Below are 19,284 nucleotides of genomic sequence, written 5' to 3' on the forward strand. Positions count from 1 at the left end.
ATGCTTTACCTTCTGCGGTTTATACAGTTTGTATTAACAGTGATGATTGAGAACTTTCACGGTCACATCTAAGTGCAATGATGTGATACCTAGCTTTGCTGCTAAGCGTTTACGATTGCCTGCATCGAGATTGATGGCGCTGGCCAACGTTTCATACTTGTTCTCGTGGTTGCTCATATCGTGCTTTTTGCCTTCGATATATGGCTTGTCCATACCGGCTTCTTCGTAGACTTCAGCAATGAGTTTTGCAATATGGTTAAGCGGTTTTGTTTTTGGCATTTTCAACTGCCTCCTTGTTTAGTTTTTCGAACTCTTGTTCGTTACAAATAAGAAAGCCTCCAAAACCTGCGTCTCGATGTAGTACACCGTTACCGATAATGTGGCTTTCCAATAGATCACACGCCGATTCAACAGCCTTCTCAAAGCTTGAAAACGAACCAAGCTCCATCTTGATGACTTCGTCAGATTTCTTGCATACCGAAAGCGCGCCGTTGTCATTGAGAAAAGCTGCGATGTAGTTATTCAATTAAAGTCCCTCAGTTCAGCGAAGCTCATCGGTACCCAACCAACAGCCATACTGTTGTCTTCTCCTATTACTTTTCCGCCGCTGATCCAATCGAAGGAAAAAACAATGTAGCCATCTTGTTGGGCGTAGCTAGTGATGTACTTGATGCGAATAGTCAGATAACGATTACCTTCTTCTTCGATTAGCGTTACTCGATCGCCTACTTTGAAATCCCTGTCGTTCTTGCGAATTTCAAAGGTCTTGTCGCCCAAAATGATGGAATTTAAGTGCTCTGTTTTAATTTTGAGTTGATGGTTTTTCATCCCTCCTCCTTACTGGTTAGTTTCTTTCTCTTGAACGTCGTCTGGAACGGCTGGGAACAGGCCGAACTCTCGCAAGTTCTCAACGCCCAGGGCGACAAAGTTGGCGATGCGTTTGCCGTTGATAGATTTCTCATGGCCATCTTTCAAAACTACTTTGGCTTCTTTCAATTGCTTCTTGAGGATGCGATCGCTCTTCACTGGCAAACTATCGAATTTGGCTTTTAATGCTGGGCTTTGGCTGATGTGCTGCATGATGTGGCTAGTACGAACTAACAAGCACAACTCACCTTCCACCCAGTCAAATGCGTATGGATGACGGAAGTGACCAGCATCCATTTCGCCTAGAATCAGCTCCATGATCCAAACCCATGGCTCACGCTCGGCTTCTGTCTCACGAATATGGGTGTTCATCTCAGTAACGATGTCTTTTACAAAATCACCGTAGTTACTCGCTACACCTGTGAATTCACATAGAAGGCGCCAAGTCAGCATTAGGCATGCATAGTTATCACGCATACGGTTAGCACCGTTGTCATCTGGTTTTGCCATGCAATGCTTAGAGAGGTAATCCACACATTCTCGGTAGGCACGTTTCATTTGCGGACGAGTGTATGAAGTCAAATATTTGATCCAGTCTTTAACAGGGAAACGAGGTAATTCATCGGGAATCATGTCTCCCTTACGGCCTGTTAGATCTGAACGAACCAATTTGCCCAGTAGTGATTGCACCGGCACATCCTCACCAGCTAGTAGAACTGGCGCGATACTCAAGAACTCGGTCATATCGGTACCACGGCGAGTGATGGTGTATTGGTAACTTTCTTGAAGCATGGCAACGGCTTTATCGATTACACCCTGTCCCTGAGCTGAAAGCTCTTCCCAACCAACTGGATGAGAGGTGTGCGATATCGATGTCAGCAAACGGAACTCGGTTTTCAAACTCTGGCCAGAGAACATGGTAAACGCCAAAGTGCGTTCTAATGATTTAACCAAAGTTGATTTACCCGCCCCTTTACCAGCGTTAAGCATGTAGTGTGGCCAGAATCCTAAGAACGTTTTGGCATGAGCACCTAACCCCCAAACCAATAACATCAAAGCGGCATTGTTTTTGAAAGTTGCGTGGTAAGCCTCAATGACTCGACGGCCTTGTTCTGGTGTTCCTGAAGGGAATTGCAGGTTGTGATAAGGACACTGCTGAGTTGGGTCAGTGAAGAAAGAATCAGGTCCTTCATTTAAGATGGCTTTGCCATCATGCCAGGCTAAACCCACGAAGTTCACAGCGCTACGTTCACCGATGTGAGTAGCACGCTCTAGAATCGAGATCATACGGGTGAACTTTCCTGGGTTGAAAATACCACCGCCAACACGACGCCAAACGTCGATGTTGTACAATTGCTCGCGCTTAAGTACAAAACGAGTCAGTTCATTAGGTGAATCTGGCGTTTGGATAGTTGCAGAGTAAACTTTCGTTGGCTGTAAATCCGGTTCGCCAGTCATCGCAGAGCTGGCTGAAGAAATAGTAATTTTCGATAAGCCTGCAATGCGGAAAGAACAAACGTCCTGCGGAATTTTCTGCTCACTTTCCCCGTCGGTAACCACTTTCAGGTAACTGGTAAAGTCCGGTTTTACTCGGTAAGTCCAATAAAGATGTTGGTCATGATTGGGTAGTGGTAAACGCTTGTGATTAGCATGTTCAAATTCACCGTCTTGCCCAGTAACGAGCCACTGATCCAAGTTGTAGATAAGGTTATATTTGGTGAGTTTTGGTCCGTGCTGTTTCAAAAAGTCGTTAAGGTCATTAAGCCCTTCCCACTTACCATTTTTATGATCAACAAGGAAACAAGGGATGTTTAATGCGGTACATTTCTCATGAACTATCCAAGCGGCTTCTGGTCCAGGTCTGTGACCTTTCCTAGGTCCGTCCGCGATAGGTTCATCATTATCGAAGCAACAAATCACACGTTTGCCCGTTAAAAAGCGCCAATCAATTTCTTCGACCGCTAAACCGCGAGTTGCAATAGCTGTAAACAACCCTTTACCTTTCCCTTCAGGGTCAAAAGCTGCGATCGCAGAAATAGCATTGATAGCAGACTCAACCACAATCACTGTTTTTGCGCGCTTTAATGCAACCTTGTCAGGAATGTATGGATAACCGCGTTTCTCACCCATAGCTTTGGTTTTGTTGTCACCATTCAAAGCCGGATCAATAAAACGTAAATCAATCCCCATCACTTCGTTAGTAAACAAACAGCGACTAGGGAACGTCACCGCTGGGCCACCGTAACCAAGTTCACCAGGGTTCTTTTTCGGGCTATGCCAGTCACTAAAACCGATAGCACCACGTTTGATAAGCATCTCAACGACAGGAGCAGGAATGCCACGTTGATCAACCAAATACGCCTTTGCATCCGATGCAACAGCCAGCTGCTTATCTGCAACCCAAGAAAGCTGACTTTGCTGCTTAATTTGCTGAGGAGCATTATCAGTAGGAATATTGAATTCAGCATGAAGCCACTGCATAGCCTCGCTGGAATCTACCGCTTGGCCACAATAAATAACCAAATCAATACAGGAACCTTTTTCACCAGACGTATGGTCTTTCCACATCATGTAACCCGCTTGGGCGGCATCAAAAATGCTGACACTTGGATGTTTGTCCGGGCGATTAGGAGCCTTATAGTTTCCAGTAGGGTCTGGACGTTCCATACCCAAACGATCAGCCAACTCGTGTAAATCAATGATCTGTTTTAGTTGTTCTGCGGACGCCATAGAGCGTGCCTCCGATATCTTTTAAATCTACCCCAATCGCAACTGGGCCAAAGTACTGTTCTAAATTCTGTTTTACCTGTTGAAATTCCGATGACTTCAACAGGTTGGCAATGGGTTGGTGGTTTTGCTGAATATGCGCCCACACCATCTGCTTTTTATCTGGCTCTAATGTGGTTAACACCACGGAAGGCGCGGCCAGTCGGGTTAAAACAGGCGTGGAATACCAGAGGGGGCATTGCCACCCCCTGTAGCTATAAGTCACACGCATAAATCCGACGCAGACAAGCTGAAGCAATCCAAAGCTGTTCACTTAAATGGCAGCTATGAGTGAGTTGCTGTTGATCCACTTGCTCCTGAGGTAAATGTTTGAGTTCGTCTTCATCCAATTTGATGTGGCCTTCTTGCTCCCACTGAGTGAAAACTGCATCTTGTTCATCGATGAACACATGACGATTAATAAACCCTTGTTGGCGAACCATCTGTTGTTCCAGTTTGAACAAACAAGCTCGTTCCGGTGGCGAAAGCTTTGTCGCCGCTACTTGGTTAGGCATAACTCTTCTCCATGTAAGCTTCGACAAGCTTCTGTGATGGGCGAATCTGATGCTTGCGCCAAACAGAGTTCTCATTCAACAACGATAAAAACTCATCAACATAAGCTTCAGGAACTCCATCACCAGAGCACCAAAGACGAATATCGATAGGCCTTAACTTCATCCGTTCTGCCACGTACTCTTCCAAGCGCTTTGAATTCGCTCTTCCACCAAATACATGCAAGTTGATATTGCGTAGTGCCGCGGCAAGCGCCTTTCTACGCATATCCATTGCTGCTTCTTGTAACCTAGCCATAGCCTTATACATCCTTATCCCCTTATCGATACGAGCGAACTGAAACGACTCTGTCTTTACTAATCAGCAGAGGTTCTATACCCAAGCATTTCACAACCATATTTGCTCCCTGCTCTTCACATTTCTCAACCAACCAGAACGCATGACCTTCAATGTTGACGGCATCACCACGAACTAAAGACTCTGCACTTTGCTGCTTAAAATATGGAACTAACGCTCTTTCTATCGAAAACATGTGCTTGCCTCTCTCATCGCTGAATCCAGAGACTCACGGTCAGGAGTCGTATAGATCGAGGTTGTAGATAAGTTCGTGTGTCCAAGCACCGCTTGAACTCTGCGCAGCGCATCTGGTGACGTTGTGCGTTCTAGATAGCGTTTTGCCCATGAGTGGCGTAACCAGTGCGGTGTACCTGCAGGTACTTCGGCAAGTCGGCACCATTGTGTAAAACGGTGTTGGAAAGAACGGCGGCTCATCGCCTGATTGTTTCGGCTAAGAAAAAGAGGACGGTCTAATCGTGGCGTTTCCCAATCGATGCCTTCGCTCATTTCTTTATGAATTTTAAGTAAGTGTCTTAACGCTCTGGTTGCGGACTTGTTTAAAGCGATCGGGTGCTTCTTAAGGTTCTTAGCGTTCATGCTGTCGTAAACCAAATAGCCTTCTTGCAAACTACGTTCAGCGTCACCAACCGTTAGCCCAACCATAGGCAAATCGTGACGTTGTGCCTTACCTGCATCTGGGCCAGCTAACACTCCTAAACGAATCGCAGTTTCACGCATCAGTAGCATCCAGTAGTAATCCCTCTTCGCATAAATGCCCTGTGTTTCCTTCACCGTTTTGAATAACTTTTTCTCTTCCTGCTCAGTGAAGTAGTGCAGAAACAGATTGATTGAAGAACTTAGATTTTGAGTTGATAAAGTATTCATGGCATACCTCCGTTGGCTTCGCCGTTACTTAATTCACTACAACTAGTGCACGAAGACGTTCTAACAGCGCCAAAGCAGCCGTAAACGTTTCACGTAATTCACGTTCAATTCTTTCGAATTCATGTTGTTCGATATCACCGTCTTCTAATGCTTCAGCAATAGCGCGGTTTACATCGCCGATTTCGGCATGCCATTGGCTATAACTGTTCAGCAGCTCAACATCAGAAATGCCGGAATAATCACCGAGGAAATAAAGCGAGTAGCCAAGTTCGGAAGCGATAGAGCGGAGGATTTGAATGTCTCCCGTTAGCTTCATAAGGCGTAAAGCATCAAACAGCCCAAACTTGTGGCCATGTTGATTTGGGTTGATCTCATTAGGAAGAACGCCCGGGCGCTTACCCAGCAGACGTTCAAGTTCTGCAGTGTTGTTGAATTGTTTTAACGTGCTGTAGCTGGCATTCACTACCTGAGGGAATTCACAGGTAAGAGCCGCTTCAATAACTGATGTCATCGTAATCTCCTGATAAACGAATACGTTTTGTTTTTCAGAAGGCTGCGCTACAATCTACGGTAAGGATGAAATGGTGTTTGAGCCGTGAGCATAGAGGTTGCACCCTCGCTCTGAGTCCCTACAGATGACTGTTTTAACAGACCTCTGGCCGCTTACTGATTGCCGTTGGTAAGCGGTTTTTTATTATTTACGAACATATCAAGCCACCTTTTCCAAAGGTGCTAAACCAAGCTCCTTCTCTTTTTCTTCAATAGCTTTACGCAACATAATCCGAACCATTTGTGCGATATTGCGATCTTCAATTTCTACAATTCGCTGTAGACGATTTTTTAGGTCCTGATCTCGGGTACTGATGACACTGTCATCTGATTTTCGTTTGCTCATAGCTAGCAACCTCCTTCCTACGTCGTTTGTGTTGAACTAAAAACCTATAATCAAATCACTTTTTAGGCTGCAAGAGCCGTGATAGCATGTTGTTATAGTGTATACATTGTATAATTAAGTCACTTTTTAGTTTAACTGTATTCAATGTAGACGATATTAGATCACTTTTTAGTTTCACACAAGACCGGAAAACCGAAAATATGACCAATTCTTTTGTTGAGCGCCTCAATTTAGTTCTAGGTGACAGAAAACAAACACCTTGGGGAAAGTCGCTGGGTTTCACTGGCGGGTCTATTTCTTCAATTTTTGGTGGAAGAATTCCTGGTCCAGAAATACTCAACATCATTCGTCGTGTTGAAAATGTAAATCTCAACTGGTTACTGTCTGGAAGTGGCAGCCCATATAGTGTTGATTACATTCAGTCAGCAGAAAGACTGACCGACACTGTTGATCAGCTGCTTATGGACGAAGATTGGAAGGTTTACGTATGTAACTTAGGAGCTCGTACAGTACTGGTTCTATCACTACCAGGACAGTATGAATCTAAGGACAAATGGTATGATTACACTATATGCCAAGTACTCGTTGGTCCCGGAAGCGAGGAACTAGCGAGCGTTCTTAAGGCTAGCTTTAGTGAAAGAGAAATATATTTGGCAGAAATGCTAGCTGGTGACGTTTTGGACCAAATTGCAGAAGGTCTCCTAGGAACCTATTCGCTTCTTGTTCATGAAGACTCACATCTAATCAACTTTTCCAGCAGAGTTGTCGTTCCTGAACAAATCCAGTACTGCCCACGAGTATACATGGGCGAAGGAACTAGCTATGCGGTACCAATAGCAACAGACTTGATGCGTTCAGTCGTAAAACTGGTAGAGCAATGTGAAGAAGAAAGTAAGCAAAATTTAAGCGCAGACCAAAAAGCTCGTGTTATTACTGCTGTTTACCGTCAAGCGGAGAAGCTTGGTTTATCTGAAGAAGAAATATCTTCAGCCATAGAAACTTCTTTTGATGTACTCAAGGACTGAAACTCTTTAGAACGAGCAATACAAGCTAATTTTTCCAACGCCAGAGCAAGTACTATCTGCTCTGGCGTTTCTTTTTCTGTATCTCGAACCTGTTCCATTCTTACTCCGCGAACAATGCTGTATGCATGTACAGTATTATAAATTTATAGATTGAAAGCAAGACCTTACGCACTGGTATTGATATAATACTTGTTGCGCACATCGTAAAATCAATAAGGCTAATTTGATTCTATGGGTGTAAAGGCTAAGGAAAGGAGACTAAATGGATCAGGTAAAATCTTTTTCTCATTATTTTGAAGTAGAGAACCGTGAGGCATATAACCCAGATGCCTTTGTTACAATTACTAATTTTTCTAAACTTATCGGAGCATATGATTTTGATGATCAAGTCATATGCCAGGTTGAAAAAAATGGTGGTAAATGTGGACATCCACACAACAAAGGGTGGCTAGGTGTAACCACTGCTGGTGATGAAGTTCTTATCGGAGGCTTCTGTGCTAAAAAATATTTTAAAGCTGATAATAATTTCATTGCGGAAAGGAACCGTATAAATAGAGAGTTAGAATTAATCAGATACAACGGTATTATTGATAAATTCTTAGCTCAACGAGCTGATATTGAAAAAGAAGTAGACGAATTACATAAAAGTGTAAAAACAATTCGGTTGCTACAAACCAATATGCTCAATAGCCTGCCAAATGAAGTGTCCCGTTTCTTAGAAATTGCTGAGAAAACCAAAAATTACAGTGTATCCATTGACATCAAATACGTCGAAACTGACAAAGAAACAAATAAAACTTACACCTCGTGGGTTACACAGAACATTGGTAATATAAAAAACGCTGGTTTTATAGACCGCAAAAAAATTGCAAGTTACTACGAAAAACTTAGTGGTATAAAAACAGCCTTTACTCAAATAGACTCAACCTCAGATAAGAACTTACAGAAGCTTAAAAAGTGGGCTGAAACGTTTTCCAGTCTAGAGCTGCTACGCAAAGACATAACTGAATCAATCACTGAATATCAATCGTTTATCACTACAGATAACTTGAACCTTCTTCTGTTAACAACAACTAATCGCACCAGTCGAAAAACAATAGTTGAGTTAATCAGTGTAAATAATCCTTCCGAAACGATTAAATCTCCGACTCAATATGTTAGTGAATTTGAAGCAACGATTAGAGAAGAAGTCGGAGGAAGAGAGTTCAGGTTATCTCAATAGATGGCAACTTAACCATTACCTACCCCAGCCTCGGTATATCCCCAACATCCTGTTTGGGGATAACAAACTCGCCACTTAATACATGCCCGTTCTCATCCAGTACTTCCCTTACGCTTTGGCACATCCAGTAGGTGTTGAACTCTTTTCTGGTGTGTCCGGAAAGCAGAATGTTGCGCTCGGCCTGTATGCCAGAGACAAATGGCATTTCATCTAAGGTGAGTTTGTAATCACCACACTGCTCTCGATACAAAGCAGACTGAGCAGCTGCTTTCGCTGCCGCCTGTGTTGGATACACCTTGCTGAGCTTCTTCACTTTTCCAGAACTTTCCCCAACCCGCACCGCTTGTTTTTGCCCTTCGGCTACAGCTTGCCAGTATGCTTCTACCGCCTGAAACTTTCCGGTTCCTTCCAGAGTGATTTCTGCTTCGGTCTCATCGGTTAAATGCACTGCTACCGCAGGTAAGGTTTTACCGCTTACGCTTTGGTTATCTCCACGAGGAAAAAAGACGAGTTTTTTATTTGCCACTTTCATAGTGGCGCCATGCTCGGTAGCCAGTTCGGTAACCAAATCGGCATCGCTTTGGCCTGCCTGAATGTAGTGTTCAATTGTGGTATTGGCATATTCTGCAGACACCGAAGGCGTTAATCCGTTACGTTGTGCCACGGTTTCAACCAGCGTTTTCAGTGTGGTGGTTTGCCAGGTGTAATCACGCTGAGTTTTAAAACTGCCGCCTAGGTTCGCAGCATCGCCAGAGAGCACAATTTGTTTTTCAGGGCTGCGCAATTTTACCGAGTTAACGGTGTAACTACCCCTGAACACCAAGTGTTTATCATCTTTCCCTGTGTAGATTTGCATGGTGGCTTCATTACGTGGGAACGCTATTTTACCATCGTCGGCCAGTACCAGTTCGAAGCTATCGCTATCGATACCCGCGGCATCATTGATAACCAGACGAACAAAGAAATCGCGAATGGTTGGAGTTATGTCTTTACCGTTAGCGACGATTTTGTAGTTGTTCAATCCCATAAGCTGATCTCTTCTTCTTGTGCCGGTTGCTCGAGAGGAGGCAGTTCTATTTCTACGCCAGCCGCTAATGGATGTGGCAATGCCGAAAGCCCACGGTTGGCTTTTAGTACAGCTTCATATGCTCCTGGCATACCGTCGTAATAGCGGTATGCGATGTCATCGATTTGGTCACCTTCTTTTGTGATGTACTTGGTCATGGCTATTCCTTATCTGGATACTCTTTGATCTCGATGGTGAATTCGATTTTACGCGCCACGCCTTTGGTGAAGAGCTTGGTTTTGTTGACTTCCAGCGTTCGCATTGTCCATAAGCCCCAGTCTCGACCTAAACCATCAATCATGCGCAGCGGCTTGCCTTTGTCCCCTTCCGCTTTCATCTTATCGGTTTGCCCTAAGCCACCTCTGAAATGCGGATAAATGGTTCCTTCAAAACGCAGTGTGGCCAAGTCACCACCGATGAATTGTGAACGGGGTTTTCGACCAGCCAAATTCTTATCAGCCCAGCGCCAAGCGTAGGTTTCACTAATGCTTTGCAGAGCGGCGGTATCGATACTGAAGCGATATTCACCCAGTGCCATCATTACATCTGCCATGGGTTCTCCTTATGAATCTGCAAAGCGTACATTGCGACCGCCCACATTCAGTTTCTCCATCTGCTTGGCCACGCGAACAACCATCTTCTCTAGCTTATCGATTTGATCATCGCTGGCGTTGCCTTGAACATGGAAAACAGGGTTGAAGTTTATCTGTGCCGGTGCATTGCTATTTGACGAACTGTTGAGCGTTCTTGCCGTGCTATTTGCTGTTTGAGTTAATTGGAGAGCACTTTGCGCATTACCTTTTTTCACTGCGTCACCGGGTTTGGATCTATCTGAACCGAACAGACCACCAATCCAACTGCCTAGTGAATCACCACCCATACCACCAATTAATGCACCTGCTATACCGCCGATAGCGGTACCAATAACAGGCACAAACGAACCCATTGCAGCACCAAGAGACGCGCCAGCCATAGCGCCACCCATGCTTCCTACGGTTCCACCTACCTGCTGAGATTTCTCTTTGCTTGAGAGTGAATCATTCATCAGCGTTGAACCAATATCGAGAGCGCCAAGAGCCGCGCCGATATAAGGCAGCTTACGAGTTAAACCGCCCAACTTACCAAGCGTTCTTCCAGGCATAGAACGAGTACGTGGTTTACCGCGCTTGCGCGTTCTTCCTCCTTCCATTCCTCCGCCAAAGCCACCTGATGGCATGTTGGTAACATAAACATTAGACACTTCACCGCTTGGTAAACCTGGTACACCTGCACCGCCACCTTTGGGACCACGCACAAAATCAACCACGCTTTTACCCATTTTGTACGCTTTGCGCCCTGCCCATACTGCGCCAAGTGTTCCCGCTAATGCTGTTGCACCGGTTAATGCCTTATTGAGGTTTTCAGGTTCGATGCTGTTGATTGCATCGGCAAGGTCTGCGATCGGCTCTGCCAGTTTTTCATCGGCGAAGCTCATCCATGCGGTTTTCAATGTCATCATGGCTGCGTTCGCGGTTTGAGCTGCTCGAGCAGAGTCCTGCAGAACGGCAGTACCATCACCACTGATAGACAAGAAAGAATCGAACGAGGCTTTTCCGTCCTCACTAGAGAGCACTTTCATAAAACGCATGGCTTCATCACCAAACAGTTGGCTGTATTCGGTAATGTCGGAATTTGTGGCTTCCATGATCTCTTTGACGATTGAAGGCAGGTCGCGGAATTTCTTTTCTCCTCGCGCTAGTGCTTCTTCATCAAACACTTCGATGCCAAGCTTCTCGATGTCTTCATAGTTGGAAGTGATGTCTGCCAGAACAGATTCCATCGCACTGGCCGCTTCAGCTGCAGAACCGGAACCCATACGGGAGATCTGCAGCATGGCACCCATTTCTTGAACGGCTTTTGGCCCTGTTCTTCCCATGGCAGCATAAGCTGCAGATACAGAAGCACCTTCAGCCGCCAAGTTCTGCAATGTGAATGCACCGGCTTTACCTTGGACAACTAACGTATCGATCGCAGAAAGCACATCTTCGCTATTCTTCAGCCCGAACTTTTGCGACATATCGGCAAACATTTCACCAACATCGATACCCGCGGCACCTGTCGCCTGCATAACGCGACCAATGTTGGCCATATTCTCCTGAGCGAATTTGAGATTACCGGTTTTCTCTACAATCTTTTCGACTGCGGAAAGCATTTCGCTTTGGTCTACACGAACATCTGCTTGCTGAGAAGTGGCAAACATCTCGGCTCGCAGCGTCGCCATTTCATCTTTGGTTTTGCCCGCCTGAATACCTAAGCGTTCATAGCGTTCTTCTAAGCCCATAACCGCAACGGCTGAACCTGTCCCTGCAGCGCCCGTCGCTAGTGCAGTCCACTTGTTGCCGATGCTATCAAGGCCTTCATCCATCTTTTCGACACTGCGCCGCATGAGATCGCTCTTCTTAATTGCGGCACCAATGTCTTGGGTGTATTTGCGAACCTTCTTACCCGCATTGATGAAGCCATTACCAGTACGAGTAACGGCTCTGCCAGTACGTTGGTTTTCTCTACCGAGCTTAGTGGTCTCGTTTTTTAGTCGTTGATTGCTTTTGCCCAGGCGCTGATTCTGGCGCTCTAGATCGTCAAAAGCTCGGGAGACAGACCTGTCAACCCGAGCTTCTATACCAATCCCGACAGATGCTTTGTTGTCTGCCATTGTTAGTCCTCTTTTTCATCTTTCAACTCACTGAGCTTTTTGCACTCAGTGAGCCAGTCGAACAATTCCGCTATGGTTAATCGTCGGAGCTCTTCGAGTGAGATTCCGCCACAGAACTTGGAAATAGCAATGCAGACTGAGCGGCATGTCTCGGGAGTGGTAACAAAAAACAGTCATACGCCTTTTGCAGTTGCAAGTAGTCATATTGCGCTAAGCTACCAATGAACTCGCGGGTCGTGTTCGTCAGGTTGGCAAACAAGTGCGCTTCATGCTCTGCGTTATCATCATGAACTTCACCCTGATGCACAAAACGGCTGTTCTTCTGCGCCAGAATGACATCGTTGGTTGTTGGCGGTCGCATGGTTAAAACCGTTTGTTCCTGACCGTCGAGCTTCTGTGGTACCTGCAGAGCGATTTTAATTGGTTGATACATGGTTACTCCTAAATACCCAATGCTTTGTTGATACCAGCGCGCAGGTCTACGCCACCTACGCGCTCGATACCGCCAAGAATATCGATGTGTACTAGCTCAACTCCGTTAGAAAGAATGGTGTAAGTGTTCCAGGTGATTTTGCAATTCATCTCAGAGAGTTTTTTACGTTCAATCTCACCCATATCCAAGCCGTAAACTCGACCTGTTGCTTTAACTGTAAAACTTTCAACACCATTTTGACCTTGCAGCGCGGAACGGAAAACAAACGGCTTTTCATAGCCATTGGTTAAGCCATACATAGCAATGGTTTCTGCATTCAGTTCTGCGATGGTGATTTCGATATCTTCCGGTTCAACCGCAGCCATATCGATTTTGATTGAACCAGCCATACCGCCAGCAATGTATTCTTCCACCGCTCGGTTTAAAGCAGGCAGTTTTACTTTTGACACTAAGCCAAGTAAGCCAACGCCGTCCTGATACCAGGCATAATCGGCGAGCACTTTTGGTGGTCTGCGTTCCATGGGAATTCCTTACTCGAAGATTACGTCGGCGTAATCGTTAATAAAGTGGCTGGTGACCGTGATGTTTTGAGCGATACCAGGAGGAGTGAAGTCGTAATCCAGATAGAAATTACCCGCAATGATGGATTCCGGCGGGTTTAAATCTGGGTCGGCCCATGCGGTTGCGCCGTATAGATGACCACCACGAATTTCACCATCAAGGCCTTGCTGAACGGAATCAGTTACATCTTCTACAAAAGTGCGCAGGATTTTACGGTCACGCGCCCACTTAAGGCTGGTTGTGATCATGTCCAGAATCATGTCGTTGACACGCACATGCGAATTGAACTGCCATTTAGGATCATCACTACAGCTCAAGTTGCCCCAAGAACGGTAGCCGTCATCGAGAATCACGGTGGTGATTTGGTTTTCGTTCAGTAAGTGCGCCATGCAGTTGGTATCACCATCTGCATAATCAATTGGAATTTCAGTGCCCAACGTACCGTTGATTTTTAGGTTGGAGATTGAGGCGCTGTAGCCGTAGTTCGGGTCCTGGTCTTTTTGGATTTCCAAACCAAGCATGTACGAGCTCATCGGAACCAAACGACCTTCCGCATTTTTCATGCGTGGCCAGAATAACTCTAAGCGTTTGTCACCCCACAACTGACGATAAGCAACTGCTTCTTCGTAAGTGGTTCCCGGACATTCACCAAACACTTTGCAGCGCAATCGAGTGGCGATGGGTAGTAACTTGGTCAGTACTGATTGTTCTTTTAAGAAATCAGGCACATGCAATAAACGAGGACGTTTACCCGTAATGGATTGCACATCAAGAATGGCTTCAATGCCTGACTTTGCTCCCGTTACTGGGTCGACACCACCAATGATATTGAGGATGGTAGCCGCAGCATCCACGCCTTCTTCAACGCGAATAATCGCAATAGCACAGCGTTTTTGGTCGTAGACTGCTTCGAGTGCATCCGGCAGTGTGCCAGCGTTGTTACCCACCATATCGAGCTTAGCGATTTTGTGAATGTTACCTGCCACAAGAACGGGTTTGTTTAGAGGATAAGTTTCTGCATCTGCGTCTGGAGCGGTACCCACAACAACAGCAAAAGACGTGTCGGCCATTTGCATTGGTCGCACACCACTGTTGTCGGTTACTCCAAAGATGCCATGTTTAAAGGTCATGGTGTAGTTCCTTTGTTGTTAGAAACTCACCTTCAGCGGCACTGTTTTCTTAAGTTTATGGGTTAAAGACGTGAAAAGGAGGGGTTATTTAAACTGGCAGTTCAGGCCAAGGGTTATCAGCACGAATTTTCAGGTAGGCCGCATCCGCCTGCGCTTCGTATTCCGCCGCTTTGGTTTCATCCCCTTCAACACGGCGAATCATCTTCGCTTCGTTGTTAAGACGATCAACGATCTGCACATAGAGGCTTTCGCGAGTGTTGGTGACTTGCTGAACTTCGGCTTCATATTTAGCTTGAGTGTCTACTTGCCAATCGGCTAGTTCATCGCTCCAAGTTACGTATTGGTGTGATGGTTTGGTGAGTGTCCAACCGTCTTCAATATCACCCAAGTCTTTCACCTGTTTTGATTCAAGCGGTTTAGCTGTGTTGTAGATGGTTTTACCACGGTGGTCGGCAACGTACTCGGTAGCGGTTGGTCGTCCGTTTTCAAACTTACAAACACGAACCACTAAACCTTCTTTATCTGGTAGAGGTTTAATCAGCAATGCATCACGAGGGTATTCAGGAAGTGCCTGACGAAGTGTTGTAGAGATACCTTTCTGATTAACAACCAGAGTCTCTTTGTTATAGGTGTAATAAAAGTCAATCATAGTGCGTATCCTACCCATTCAATGTATGCCCGAGGCTGGTTTTCGTCGGTAGTTGGGACGACATTAGAAGCAGAGAACGTGGCGTTGATAGTTCCAACACCAGTTCCTGGCGCAGCTTGATTGATACCACTAGTTTCAGTAACAAATGTACTAGTAAAAACTCCAGCACTAGTCAGACCAGGGTAAAGCTGCAAATTTCCTATCACCCCGCTTATATTACGAATCCCATCTTCATGCGTTTCACCAGCCAACCAATTTGTACCATCAGCCGCACGAACAAAACGCCCTTGTCGGTCTGGAATATTGATTAATGTATTGTCTGTTTCATCAATCCATTCAGGCTTTGCAGTAGCCAGTGAGTGAAATACCGCTACAGGTAATTGCTGACCAATACCAAGTACCATGTTTTCTGGAATTGCATCGTTATCCCACGCCATAGTTTCACCTGGCACTTTGGAAGTGTTCGGTTTCCAGTAGAATGGCTTAGTCACATCTGTCCAGCCGACGCGGCGGTTTAATGGATCGCTTGGGTCTTTACCACTGAACGGCTCTAAGCTGTAGGCTTCCCACTGATAAGTTCTATCTGCTACTCGGGTGTAACAGGTGTCACCACAGTAGTAAGTTCGGTTAGGGTCGTATTCTAAACCTTGGGCTTTTGAAGATAGCGGGTACTGGGTGTGTGGGTCTGTGGCATCAGTATGTGCCTTGTCCTTATCATCCACATATTTACGTGTTGCCGTCACGATCGTTGGGTCAATCATGATAATAGGATCGAGTGATGTAACAGCGAACGTCATCTCAATGTAGATATCATTCACTTCTCCGCCATTGTTGACACCGGACAGAATTGGAATACGAACCGAGTTGCCAACAGCATGGAGATAGGAATTGCCATCATAAACCGCAATCGCTGCAAACTCCCGCACAGCGACATCAACGACATTATCTGGAATTTTTGCCCAAACTTTTAACTGAGGGATACCGCCCTCTTCTGATGGTTCAATTTTCTCCATCCCCGTAACTGGGATGCGAGTAATTTCATTGACCAATGTCGTTTGAGTTCGAGAAGGTTGAACATACTGGTCGTTACCATCACCAATCGCAATATGAGTAAAGGTAATCGACTTATTATTCAGTTTCCCGTTAACTTCTGCATTTTCACCTAGCAAGGTGAGAATTGAACCATAGTTCAGCGCAGATTCTGGAATACTCATTCTAACTCCAAGGGTAATGCGCCAGATCGAATGATCATACCAAGGCGAACAAAACTGACATGCTCAACGTTAACTGAGCTAACAATGTTTTCGGTTCGCCATGGGCCAGAGCGAATCGCTAAGCCCATTCGGCTCAATACACCAATATTGATAGGATTCTGGATTTGACTGGTAATAGAAATACTCTCTAAGTGAGAGCGGGTATTTTTGGCGTTATTCACTGCCGTATAGATTTGCGGTACCGTGTTTTCGTCGATATCGGAATTACGAGCCTCCAAGTTAACTCGGAAAAAACCAGGGGCTAAGTTCGCTTCGTCATCGAACCATTCTGTGACACTCAAACCATCATCTCGAATAGATTCGATGCTTTTATCCAGAGCGTAACGAGTCCCTTTTGTGGTGTGAATCGGGTTAGAAGCAGCAATAACATCGCGCTTGGTTTGCTCGCTCCAATTCTCATCCCAATAGTCAACGCTCATTTCCCAGGCTAAATACGGGAGTAAATCTACTCGGCACTGATATGGGTCGTAAAAGTTGCGAATGTCGCGTTCAATAAGAGCCAGTTCTTCCCAGAACACTTGCTCCATGACTCGTTCCATCTTTGAAGCAGATGGAGGCAACTTGCTAACGAATACCGATGCCATTACACAGCACCTGCCTGAGTAACGATGATCTCAGTGCAGTAAGGTGCTTCTGTCATAGCACACAGCACTGAAGCTGCTGGTTGAAGAATATTGACATCGATGACGGGCTGAAAACTCACATTGGAATCTGAGCCTTCACTTTGAACGTGAGCTGCAGCGTTAATCAAAGACAGAGAAACTTGCCCACCCAAAACGTGTGTTTCAGTGACTAAACTCTGTAGTCGTTTGGTTGCTTGGGTGATAGTTTCACTTTCACCTGGTCCATTCGGCAACGTAAGCTCAACTTCAATCACATAAGGTTTAATGACTGCCGATTTAACCGTGAGCTTATCGTTCAACGGTCTTAGGTTGTCCTTGCTAACATAGCTGTTTACCTTATCAAGCAAAGCTTGTGGTGCTGTGCCATCACCCGTTCTGCTAAGTATGTATAAATCGACGATGAAACCGTCTGGGCTATCAGGGTATGCATCCTGAACATCTTCATCTGCAGCTAAGGCATGGAAAATATAAGCGCCATCAGGGCCTGCGGTTGAGAAACTTTCTGGAGCCATTTGAACTCGACGGCGAAACTCATCATCCGTTTCGGTATCGAATTTTTCTACTGGGCGCCAATCCGCTAAGCGTTGCAAGTTGTTGCCTGTTGCGTAGGCCACCATGTTTTCTAATGAAATATCCTGGAACTCTTGGCGAGCTCGTGTGACTTCTTCCCCCATTGCCGAAAACGCAAAGTAAAGCGGATCCCCCGCTTTAGGTACATTGGTATCCATAAGCTCAGCAAAACGAGCCAACATGCGGTCACGAGGAATAGACGCATCCAACTGCTGCACAATTTCAGGTGGTGGTAGTTGTGATATTTCAATCTGGTTCACAAGCTTAACCCCGAAATCTCTTCGATGGAGCCGTCAAAAAGTAGCTCAACTTCCACAGATAACGTCACTTCATTTTCTCCGTACTCTAGCCAAGTTTTCACTAGTTTTAGCTCGTCAGTGAATCCGTTTGGAGGGTGAGCGATAGCGTCGGCCACGTCGGCATAAATATCGATAGCTAAATCGGGCGTGATATTTCTATCCACTCTTTCAGGCAAATTTGAACCATAAGCACGGTTAAGCGGTAAAGAACCTCTGCGAGTTTTAAAACAACGATTCAGACGTTGCTTACGTTCTGCTGCATCGGTTATCAGTAAGCCGGTATTTTCATTAATTCCTGTGGCCATCATTCACCTACTGTTTTTGGTTGGCTTTACCCGTGATTGGGTCACCGTGTTGATGATCATGGTCGTTGTAAATATCTCGGTCTTCAGCCATTGAACGGACACTGTCTGAAATATTTTGTCCGGCAGAAACGTTAACAACAGCTGAAATGCTGGCTTGCGATGCAATGTTACCCGTAGAGGTTTGCTTACCGTTATGCTCGATGTCGCCATCAAATATAAGCTTGGGAGCAGCTAAGCGAATTTCTGTTGCTGCAACGAGATTAACTTTGCCAACTACCGAACCAGACAGAACTTTGCTACCCATGTCGTACTGCAACCAAGTACCGTCTGGAAATTCCCGATAAAACAAGTTGAGGTCATCTTTCGGTTGGTCGTTTGAGTTCTGGTTCAGGCTGGCAACGATAACGCCACCTTGAGTATCGAACTCTTTAACAACTACAACCTGTTCTCCCACCTGTAGAGGAGCAAAATCTTTTACAGCGCCAGCATGACCAACATTCGCCGGTATCAAATCCGTTTCAAGTTCAGGTGTGTATTGCACAACATAACGTAATGGTTTGGCCTGAACCTCTTTTATGGTTCCAATTTGGATCATCTGAGATATTCGCCGCACCAATTGAGACTGAGTAAGCTCATGCATTCTCTTCTGGCTCCAAATCTGACAACGTAAAATAGTTCTCTTCATTGCCAATATCTGGCGAAAGCCCAACATGAATTTCAGCCGGTACTTCTTCTGGTCCTTCTGGCAACCAATCAATCTCACCGCCGAAGTCATACGGGCCAGCCACGCATTCACAGATAAACCAACCATCTGGTTTTTCTTGTTGCTGCGATGTCATCACTTTCTGGATAGAAATATTGCCTGCGGCCGACGAGGAACAAAACAATCGCCACTCTTTTAAGAAATTGAGTTCTGCATCTTCAACATCGATACCGTCAGCATCTTTTCCACAGTAAATGCGACCAATCACCATGAAGTTCATTCTGGTGTTGTACACATCCCCAAGTGGGCTTTCACCTGAATAAACCAGCGTTAATATGCCAAGCTTTAAGTCTTCGTTTTTGTATGCGGCTCTATCCTGCCAGTTGCGAGTTACTGTGCGTGTTGGGTTGCGAGTTTCAAAAGCACTTTTAATGCCTTCCAATATTTCATTGGGCATAGGTTGTGGCATG

The 19,284-nt window shown here is 45.5% G+C and carries 26 protein-coding genes; 2 read left to right on the top strand and 24 right to left on the bottom strand.

Annotated features, from left to right (window positions below; translation table 11 throughout):
• Nucleotides 1–33: 33 nt before the first annotated feature.
• The 10 genes from JIG40_RS04900 to JIG40_RS04945 all read right to left on the bottom strand — a co-directional run bounded on the left by JIG40_RS04900 (nucleotide 34) and on the right by JIG40_RS04945 (nucleotide 6,262).
• Nucleotides 34–279: a hypothetical protein gene (locus JIG40_RS04900; protein ID WP_199464876.1), complete on the bottom strand. Its 246-nt coding sequence runs from the start codon at nucleotides 277–279 to the stop codon at nucleotides 34–36.
• On the bottom strand, nucleotides 257–526 hold the full coding sequence (locus JIG40_RS04905) for a hypothetical protein (protein WP_020433376.1): 270 nt from the start codon (nucleotides 524–526) through the stop codon (nucleotides 257–259). Before JIG40_RS04905 ends, JIG40_RS04900 begins: the two co-directional genes overlap by 23 nt.
• Nucleotides 523–828: a DUF3850 domain-containing protein gene (locus JIG40_RS04910; protein ID WP_199464877.1), complete on the bottom strand. Its 306-nt coding sequence runs from the start codon at nucleotides 826–828 to the stop codon at nucleotides 523–525. Before JIG40_RS04910 ends, JIG40_RS04905 begins: the two co-directional genes overlap by 4 nt.
• Before the next feature lie 9 nt (nucleotides 829–837).
• Nucleotides 838–3,597 (bottom strand): toprim domain-containing protein, encoded by a 2,760-nt coding sequence (locus JIG40_RS04915; RefSeq protein WP_199464878.1) that lies wholly within the window; start codon nucleotides 3,595–3,597, stop codon nucleotides 838–840.
• Nucleotides 3,563–3,865 (bottom strand): hypothetical protein, encoded by a 303-nt coding sequence (locus JIG40_RS22835; RefSeq protein ID WP_152467905.1) that lies wholly within the window; start codon nucleotides 3,863–3,865, stop codon nucleotides 3,563–3,565. The genes JIG40_RS04915 and JIG40_RS22835 overlap by 35 nt, the downstream gene beginning before the upstream one ends.
• On the bottom strand, nucleotides 3,849–4,148 hold the full coding sequence (locus JIG40_RS04925) for a hypothetical protein (RefSeq protein WP_199464879.1): 300 nt from the start codon (nucleotides 4,146–4,148) through the stop codon (nucleotides 3,849–3,851). The genes JIG40_RS22835 and JIG40_RS04925 overlap by 17 nt, the downstream gene beginning before the upstream one ends.
• The gene (locus JIG40_RS04930; protein ID WP_042483677.1) at nucleotides 4,141–4,455 is read right to left on the bottom strand and encodes a hypothetical protein; all 315 of its coding nucleotides are present in this window, start codon (nucleotides 4,453–4,455) and stop codon (nucleotides 4,141–4,143) included. The genes JIG40_RS04925 and JIG40_RS04930 overlap by 8 nt, the downstream gene beginning before the upstream one ends.
• A 210-nt stretch (nucleotides 4,456–4,665) precedes the next feature.
• Nucleotides 4,666–5,367, bottom strand: coding sequence for a tyrosine-type recombinase/integrase (locus JIG40_RS04935; RefSeq protein WP_199464880.1), 702 nt, complete (start codon nucleotides 5,365–5,367; stop codon nucleotides 4,666–4,668).
• 28 nt (nucleotides 5,368–5,395) lie between these two features.
• Nucleotides 5,396–5,878 carry a phage regulatory CII family protein gene (locus JIG40_RS04940; protein WP_020432400.1) on the bottom strand — a complete coding sequence of 161 codons (483 nt, stop codon included), beginning with the start codon at nucleotides 5,876–5,878 and terminating at the stop codon, nucleotides 5,396–5,398.
• A 198-nt stretch (nucleotides 5,879–6,076) separates the two neighbouring features.
• A complete protein-coding gene (locus tag JIG40_RS04945; RefSeq protein ID WP_020432401.1) occupies nucleotides 6,077–6,262 on the bottom strand; it encodes a hypothetical protein in 186 nt (61 codons plus the stop codon).
• A 200-nt stretch (nucleotides 6,263–6,462) separates the two neighbouring features.
• Between JIG40_RS04945 and JIG40_RS04950 the strand changes: the two genes are divergently transcribed.
• Both JIG40_RS04950 and JIG40_RS04955 read left to right on the top strand, forming a co-directional pair.
• Nucleotides 6,463–7,287: a transcriptional regulator gene (locus JIG40_RS04950; RefSeq protein WP_199464881.1), complete on the top strand. Its 825-nt coding sequence runs from the start codon at nucleotides 6,463–6,465 to the stop codon at nucleotides 7,285–7,287.
• 262 nt (nucleotides 7,288–7,549) lie between these two features.
• On the top strand, nucleotides 7,550–8,509 hold the full coding sequence (locus JIG40_RS04955) for a hypothetical protein (protein ID WP_158125255.1): 960 nt from the start codon (nucleotides 7,550–7,552) through the stop codon (nucleotides 8,507–8,509).
• 19 nt (nucleotides 8,510–8,528) lie between these two features.
• Here JIG40_RS04955 and JIG40_RS04960 read toward each other — a convergent pair whose 3' ends face one another.
• The 14 genes from JIG40_RS04960 to JIG40_RS05025 form a co-directional block, all read right to left on the bottom strand.
• Nucleotides 8,529–9,536, bottom strand: a complete 1,008-nt coding sequence (locus tag JIG40_RS04960) for a contractile injection system protein, VgrG/Pvc8 family (RefSeq protein ID WP_199464882.1) — start codon at nucleotides 9,534–9,536, stop codon at nucleotides 8,529–8,531.
• Nucleotides 9,527–9,733 (bottom strand): tail protein X, encoded by a 207-nt coding sequence (locus JIG40_RS04965; RefSeq protein WP_199464883.1) that lies wholly within the window; start codon nucleotides 9,731–9,733, stop codon nucleotides 9,527–9,529. The genes JIG40_RS04960 and JIG40_RS04965 overlap by 10 nt, the downstream gene beginning before the upstream one ends.
• A gap of 2 nt (nucleotides 9,734–9,735) precedes the next feature.
• Nucleotides 9,736–10,128: a phage tail protein gene (locus JIG40_RS04970; protein ID WP_020432407.1), complete on the bottom strand. Its 393-nt coding sequence runs from the start codon at nucleotides 10,126–10,128 to the stop codon at nucleotides 9,736–9,738.
• 9 nt (nucleotides 10,129–10,137) lie between these two features.
• Nucleotides 10,138–12,267, bottom strand: a complete 2,130-nt coding sequence (locus tag JIG40_RS04975) for a phage tail tape measure protein (RefSeq protein ID WP_199464884.1) — start codon at nucleotides 12,265–12,267, stop codon at nucleotides 10,138–10,140.
• Between the two features lie 76 nt (nucleotides 12,268–12,343).
• The gene (locus tag JIG40_RS04980; RefSeq protein WP_199464885.1) at nucleotides 12,344–12,700 is read right to left on the bottom strand and encodes a phage tail assembly protein; all 357 of its coding nucleotides are present in this window, start codon (nucleotides 12,698–12,700) and stop codon (nucleotides 12,344–12,346) included.
• 8 nt (nucleotides 12,701–12,708) lie between these two features.
• On the bottom strand, nucleotides 12,709–13,221 hold the full coding sequence (locus JIG40_RS04985; protein ID WP_199464886.1) for a phage major tail tube protein: 513 nt from the start codon (nucleotides 13,219–13,221) through the stop codon (nucleotides 12,709–12,711).
• A gap of 9 nt (nucleotides 13,222–13,230) precedes the next feature.
• Nucleotides 13,231–14,391 (bottom strand): phage tail sheath C-terminal domain-containing protein, encoded by a 1,161-nt coding sequence (locus JIG40_RS04990; protein ID WP_199464887.1) that lies wholly within the window; start codon nucleotides 14,389–14,391, stop codon nucleotides 13,231–13,233.
• Between the two features lie 88 nt (nucleotides 14,392–14,479).
• Nucleotides 14,480–15,040: a hypothetical protein gene (locus tag JIG40_RS04995; protein ID WP_199464888.1), complete on the bottom strand. Its 561-nt coding sequence runs from the start codon at nucleotides 15,038–15,040 to the stop codon at nucleotides 14,480–14,482.
• The gene (locus JIG40_RS05000; protein ID WP_199464889.1) at nucleotides 15,037–16,254 is read right to left on the bottom strand and encodes a phage tail protein; all 1,218 of its coding nucleotides are present in this window, start codon (nucleotides 16,252–16,254) and stop codon (nucleotides 15,037–15,039) included. Before JIG40_RS05000 ends, JIG40_RS04995 begins: the two co-directional genes overlap by 4 nt.
• Nucleotides 16,251–16,898 (bottom strand): phage tail protein I, encoded by a 648-nt coding sequence (locus tag JIG40_RS05005; RefSeq protein WP_042483718.1) that lies wholly within the window; start codon nucleotides 16,896–16,898, stop codon nucleotides 16,251–16,253. Before JIG40_RS05005 ends, JIG40_RS05000 begins: the two co-directional genes overlap by 4 nt.
• Nucleotides 16,898–17,767 (bottom strand): baseplate J/gp47 family protein, encoded by an 870-nt coding sequence (locus JIG40_RS05010; RefSeq protein ID WP_199464890.1) that lies wholly within the window; start codon nucleotides 17,765–17,767, stop codon nucleotides 16,898–16,900. The genes JIG40_RS05005 and JIG40_RS05010 overlap by 1 nt, the downstream gene beginning before the upstream one ends.
• Nucleotides 17,764–18,111, bottom strand: a complete 348-nt coding sequence (locus tag JIG40_RS05015) for a dTDP-glucose pyrophosphorylase (protein WP_158125741.1) — start codon at nucleotides 18,109–18,111, stop codon at nucleotides 17,764–17,766. The genes JIG40_RS05010 and JIG40_RS05015 overlap by 4 nt, the downstream gene beginning before the upstream one ends.
• Before the next feature lie 7 nt (nucleotides 18,112–18,118).
• Nucleotides 18,119–18,751: a phage baseplate assembly protein V gene (locus JIG40_RS05020; protein WP_244662634.1), complete on the bottom strand. Its 633-nt coding sequence runs from the start codon at nucleotides 18,749–18,751 to the stop codon at nucleotides 18,119–18,121.
• Nucleotides 18,744–19,283, bottom strand: coding sequence for a hypothetical protein (locus JIG40_RS05025; protein WP_199464891.1), 540 nt, complete (start codon nucleotides 19,281–19,283; stop codon nucleotides 18,744–18,746). Before JIG40_RS05025 ends, JIG40_RS05020 begins: the two co-directional genes overlap by 8 nt.
• Between the last annotated feature and the right edge of the window lies 1 nt (nucleotide 19,284).

It is taken from the genome of Vibrio sp. bablab_jr001 (assembly GCF_016464285.1).
Taxonomy (GTDB): Bacteria; Pseudomonadota; Gammaproteobacteria; order Enterobacterales; family Vibrionaceae; genus Vibrio; species Vibrio fluvialis.

What these genes read in the sequence shown, in the direction of transcription:
- JIG40_RS05000 (WP_199464889.1), bottom strand. Translation starts at nt 16,254, where the DNA reads ATGAGTATTCCAGAATCTGCGCTGAACTATGGTTCAATTCTCACCTTG.
- JIG40_RS04910 (WP_199464877.1), bottom strand. Translation starts at nt 828, where the DNA reads ATGAAAAACCATCAACTCAAAATTAAAACAGAGCACTTAAATTCCATC.
- JIG40_RS04935 (WP_199464880.1), bottom strand. Translation starts at nt 5,367, where the DNA reads ATGAATACTTTATCAACTCAAAATCTAAGTTCTTCAATCAATCTGTTT.
- JIG40_RS04970 (WP_020432407.1), bottom strand. Translation starts at nt 10,128, where the DNA reads ATGGCAGATGTAATGATGGCACTGGGTGAATATCGCTTCAGTATCGAT.
- JIG40_RS04900 (WP_199464876.1), bottom strand. Translation starts at nt 279, where the DNA reads ATGCCAAAAACAAAACCGCTTAACCATATTGCAAAACTCATTGCTGAA.
- JIG40_RS22835 (WP_152467905.1), bottom strand. Translation starts at nt 3,865, where the DNA reads ATGCGTGTGACTTATAGCTACAGGGGGTGGCAATGCCCCCTCTGGTAT.
- JIG40_RS04940 (WP_020432400.1), bottom strand. Translation starts at nt 5,878, where the DNA reads ATGACATCAGTTATTGAAGCGGCTCTTACCTGTGAATTCCCTCAGGTA.
- JIG40_RS04945 (WP_020432401.1), bottom strand. Translation starts at nt 6,262, where the DNA reads ATGAGCAAACGAAAATCAGATGACAGTGTCATCAGTACCCGAGATCAG.
- JIG40_RS04915 (WP_199464878.1), bottom strand. Translation starts at nt 3,597, where the DNA reads ATGGCGTCCGCAGAACAACTAAAACAGATCATTGATTTACACGAGTTG.
- JIG40_RS05015 (WP_158125741.1), bottom strand. Translation starts at nt 18,111, where the DNA reads ATGGCCACAGGAATTAATGAAAATACCGGCTTACTGATAACCGATGCA.
- JIG40_RS04995 (WP_199464888.1), bottom strand. Translation starts at nt 15,040, where the DNA reads ATGATTGACTTTTATTACACCTATAACAAAGAGACTCTGGTTGTTAAT.
- JIG40_RS04975 (WP_199464884.1), bottom strand. Translation starts at nt 12,267, where the DNA reads ATGGCAGACAACAAAGCATCTGTCGGGATTGGTATAGAAGCTCGGGTT.
- JIG40_RS04925 (WP_199464879.1), bottom strand. Translation starts at nt 4,148, where the DNA reads ATGCCTAACCAAGTAGCGGCGACAAAGCTTTCGCCACCGGAACGAGCT.
- JIG40_RS05025 (WP_199464891.1), bottom strand. Translation starts at nt 19,283, where the DNA reads ATGCCACAACCTATGCCCAATGAAATATTGGAAGGCATTAAAAGTGCT.
- JIG40_RS05005 (WP_042483718.1), bottom strand. Translation starts at nt 16,898, where the DNA reads ATGGCATCGGTATTCGTTAGCAAGTTGCCTCCATCTGCTTCAAAGATG.
- JIG40_RS04985 (WP_199464886.1), bottom strand. Translation starts at nt 13,221, where the DNA reads ATGGAACGCAGACCACCAAAAGTGCTCGCCGATTATGCCTGGTATCAG.
- JIG40_RS04950 (WP_199464881.1), top strand. Translation starts at nt 6,463, where the DNA reads ATGACCAATTCTTTTGTTGAGCGCCTCAATTTAGTTCTAGGTGACAGA.
- JIG40_RS04980 (WP_199464885.1), bottom strand. Translation starts at nt 12,700, where the DNA reads ATGTATCAACCAATTAAAATCGCTCTGCAGGTACCACAGAAGCTCGAC.
- JIG40_RS04960 (WP_199464882.1), bottom strand. Translation starts at nt 9,536, where the DNA reads ATGGGATTGAACAACTACAAAATCGTCGCTAACGGTAAAGACATAACT.
- JIG40_RS04955 (WP_158125255.1), top strand. Translation starts at nt 7,550, where the DNA reads ATGGATCAGGTAAAATCTTTTTCTCATTATTTTGAAGTAGAGAACCGT.
- JIG40_RS04930 (WP_042483677.1), bottom strand. Translation starts at nt 4,455, where the DNA reads ATGTATAAGGCTATGGCTAGGTTACAAGAAGCAGCAATGGATATGCGT.
- JIG40_RS05020 (WP_244662634.1), bottom strand. Translation starts at nt 18,751, where the DNA reads ATGCATGAGCTTACTCAGTCTCAATTGGTGCGGCGAATATCTCAGATG.
- JIG40_RS04990 (WP_199464887.1), bottom strand. Translation starts at nt 14,391, where the DNA reads ATGACCTTTAAACATGGCATCTTTGGAGTAACCGACAACAGTGGTGTG.
- JIG40_RS04965 (WP_199464883.1), bottom strand. Translation starts at nt 9,733, where the DNA reads ATGACCAAGTACATCACAAAAGAAGGTGACCAAATCGATGACATCGCA.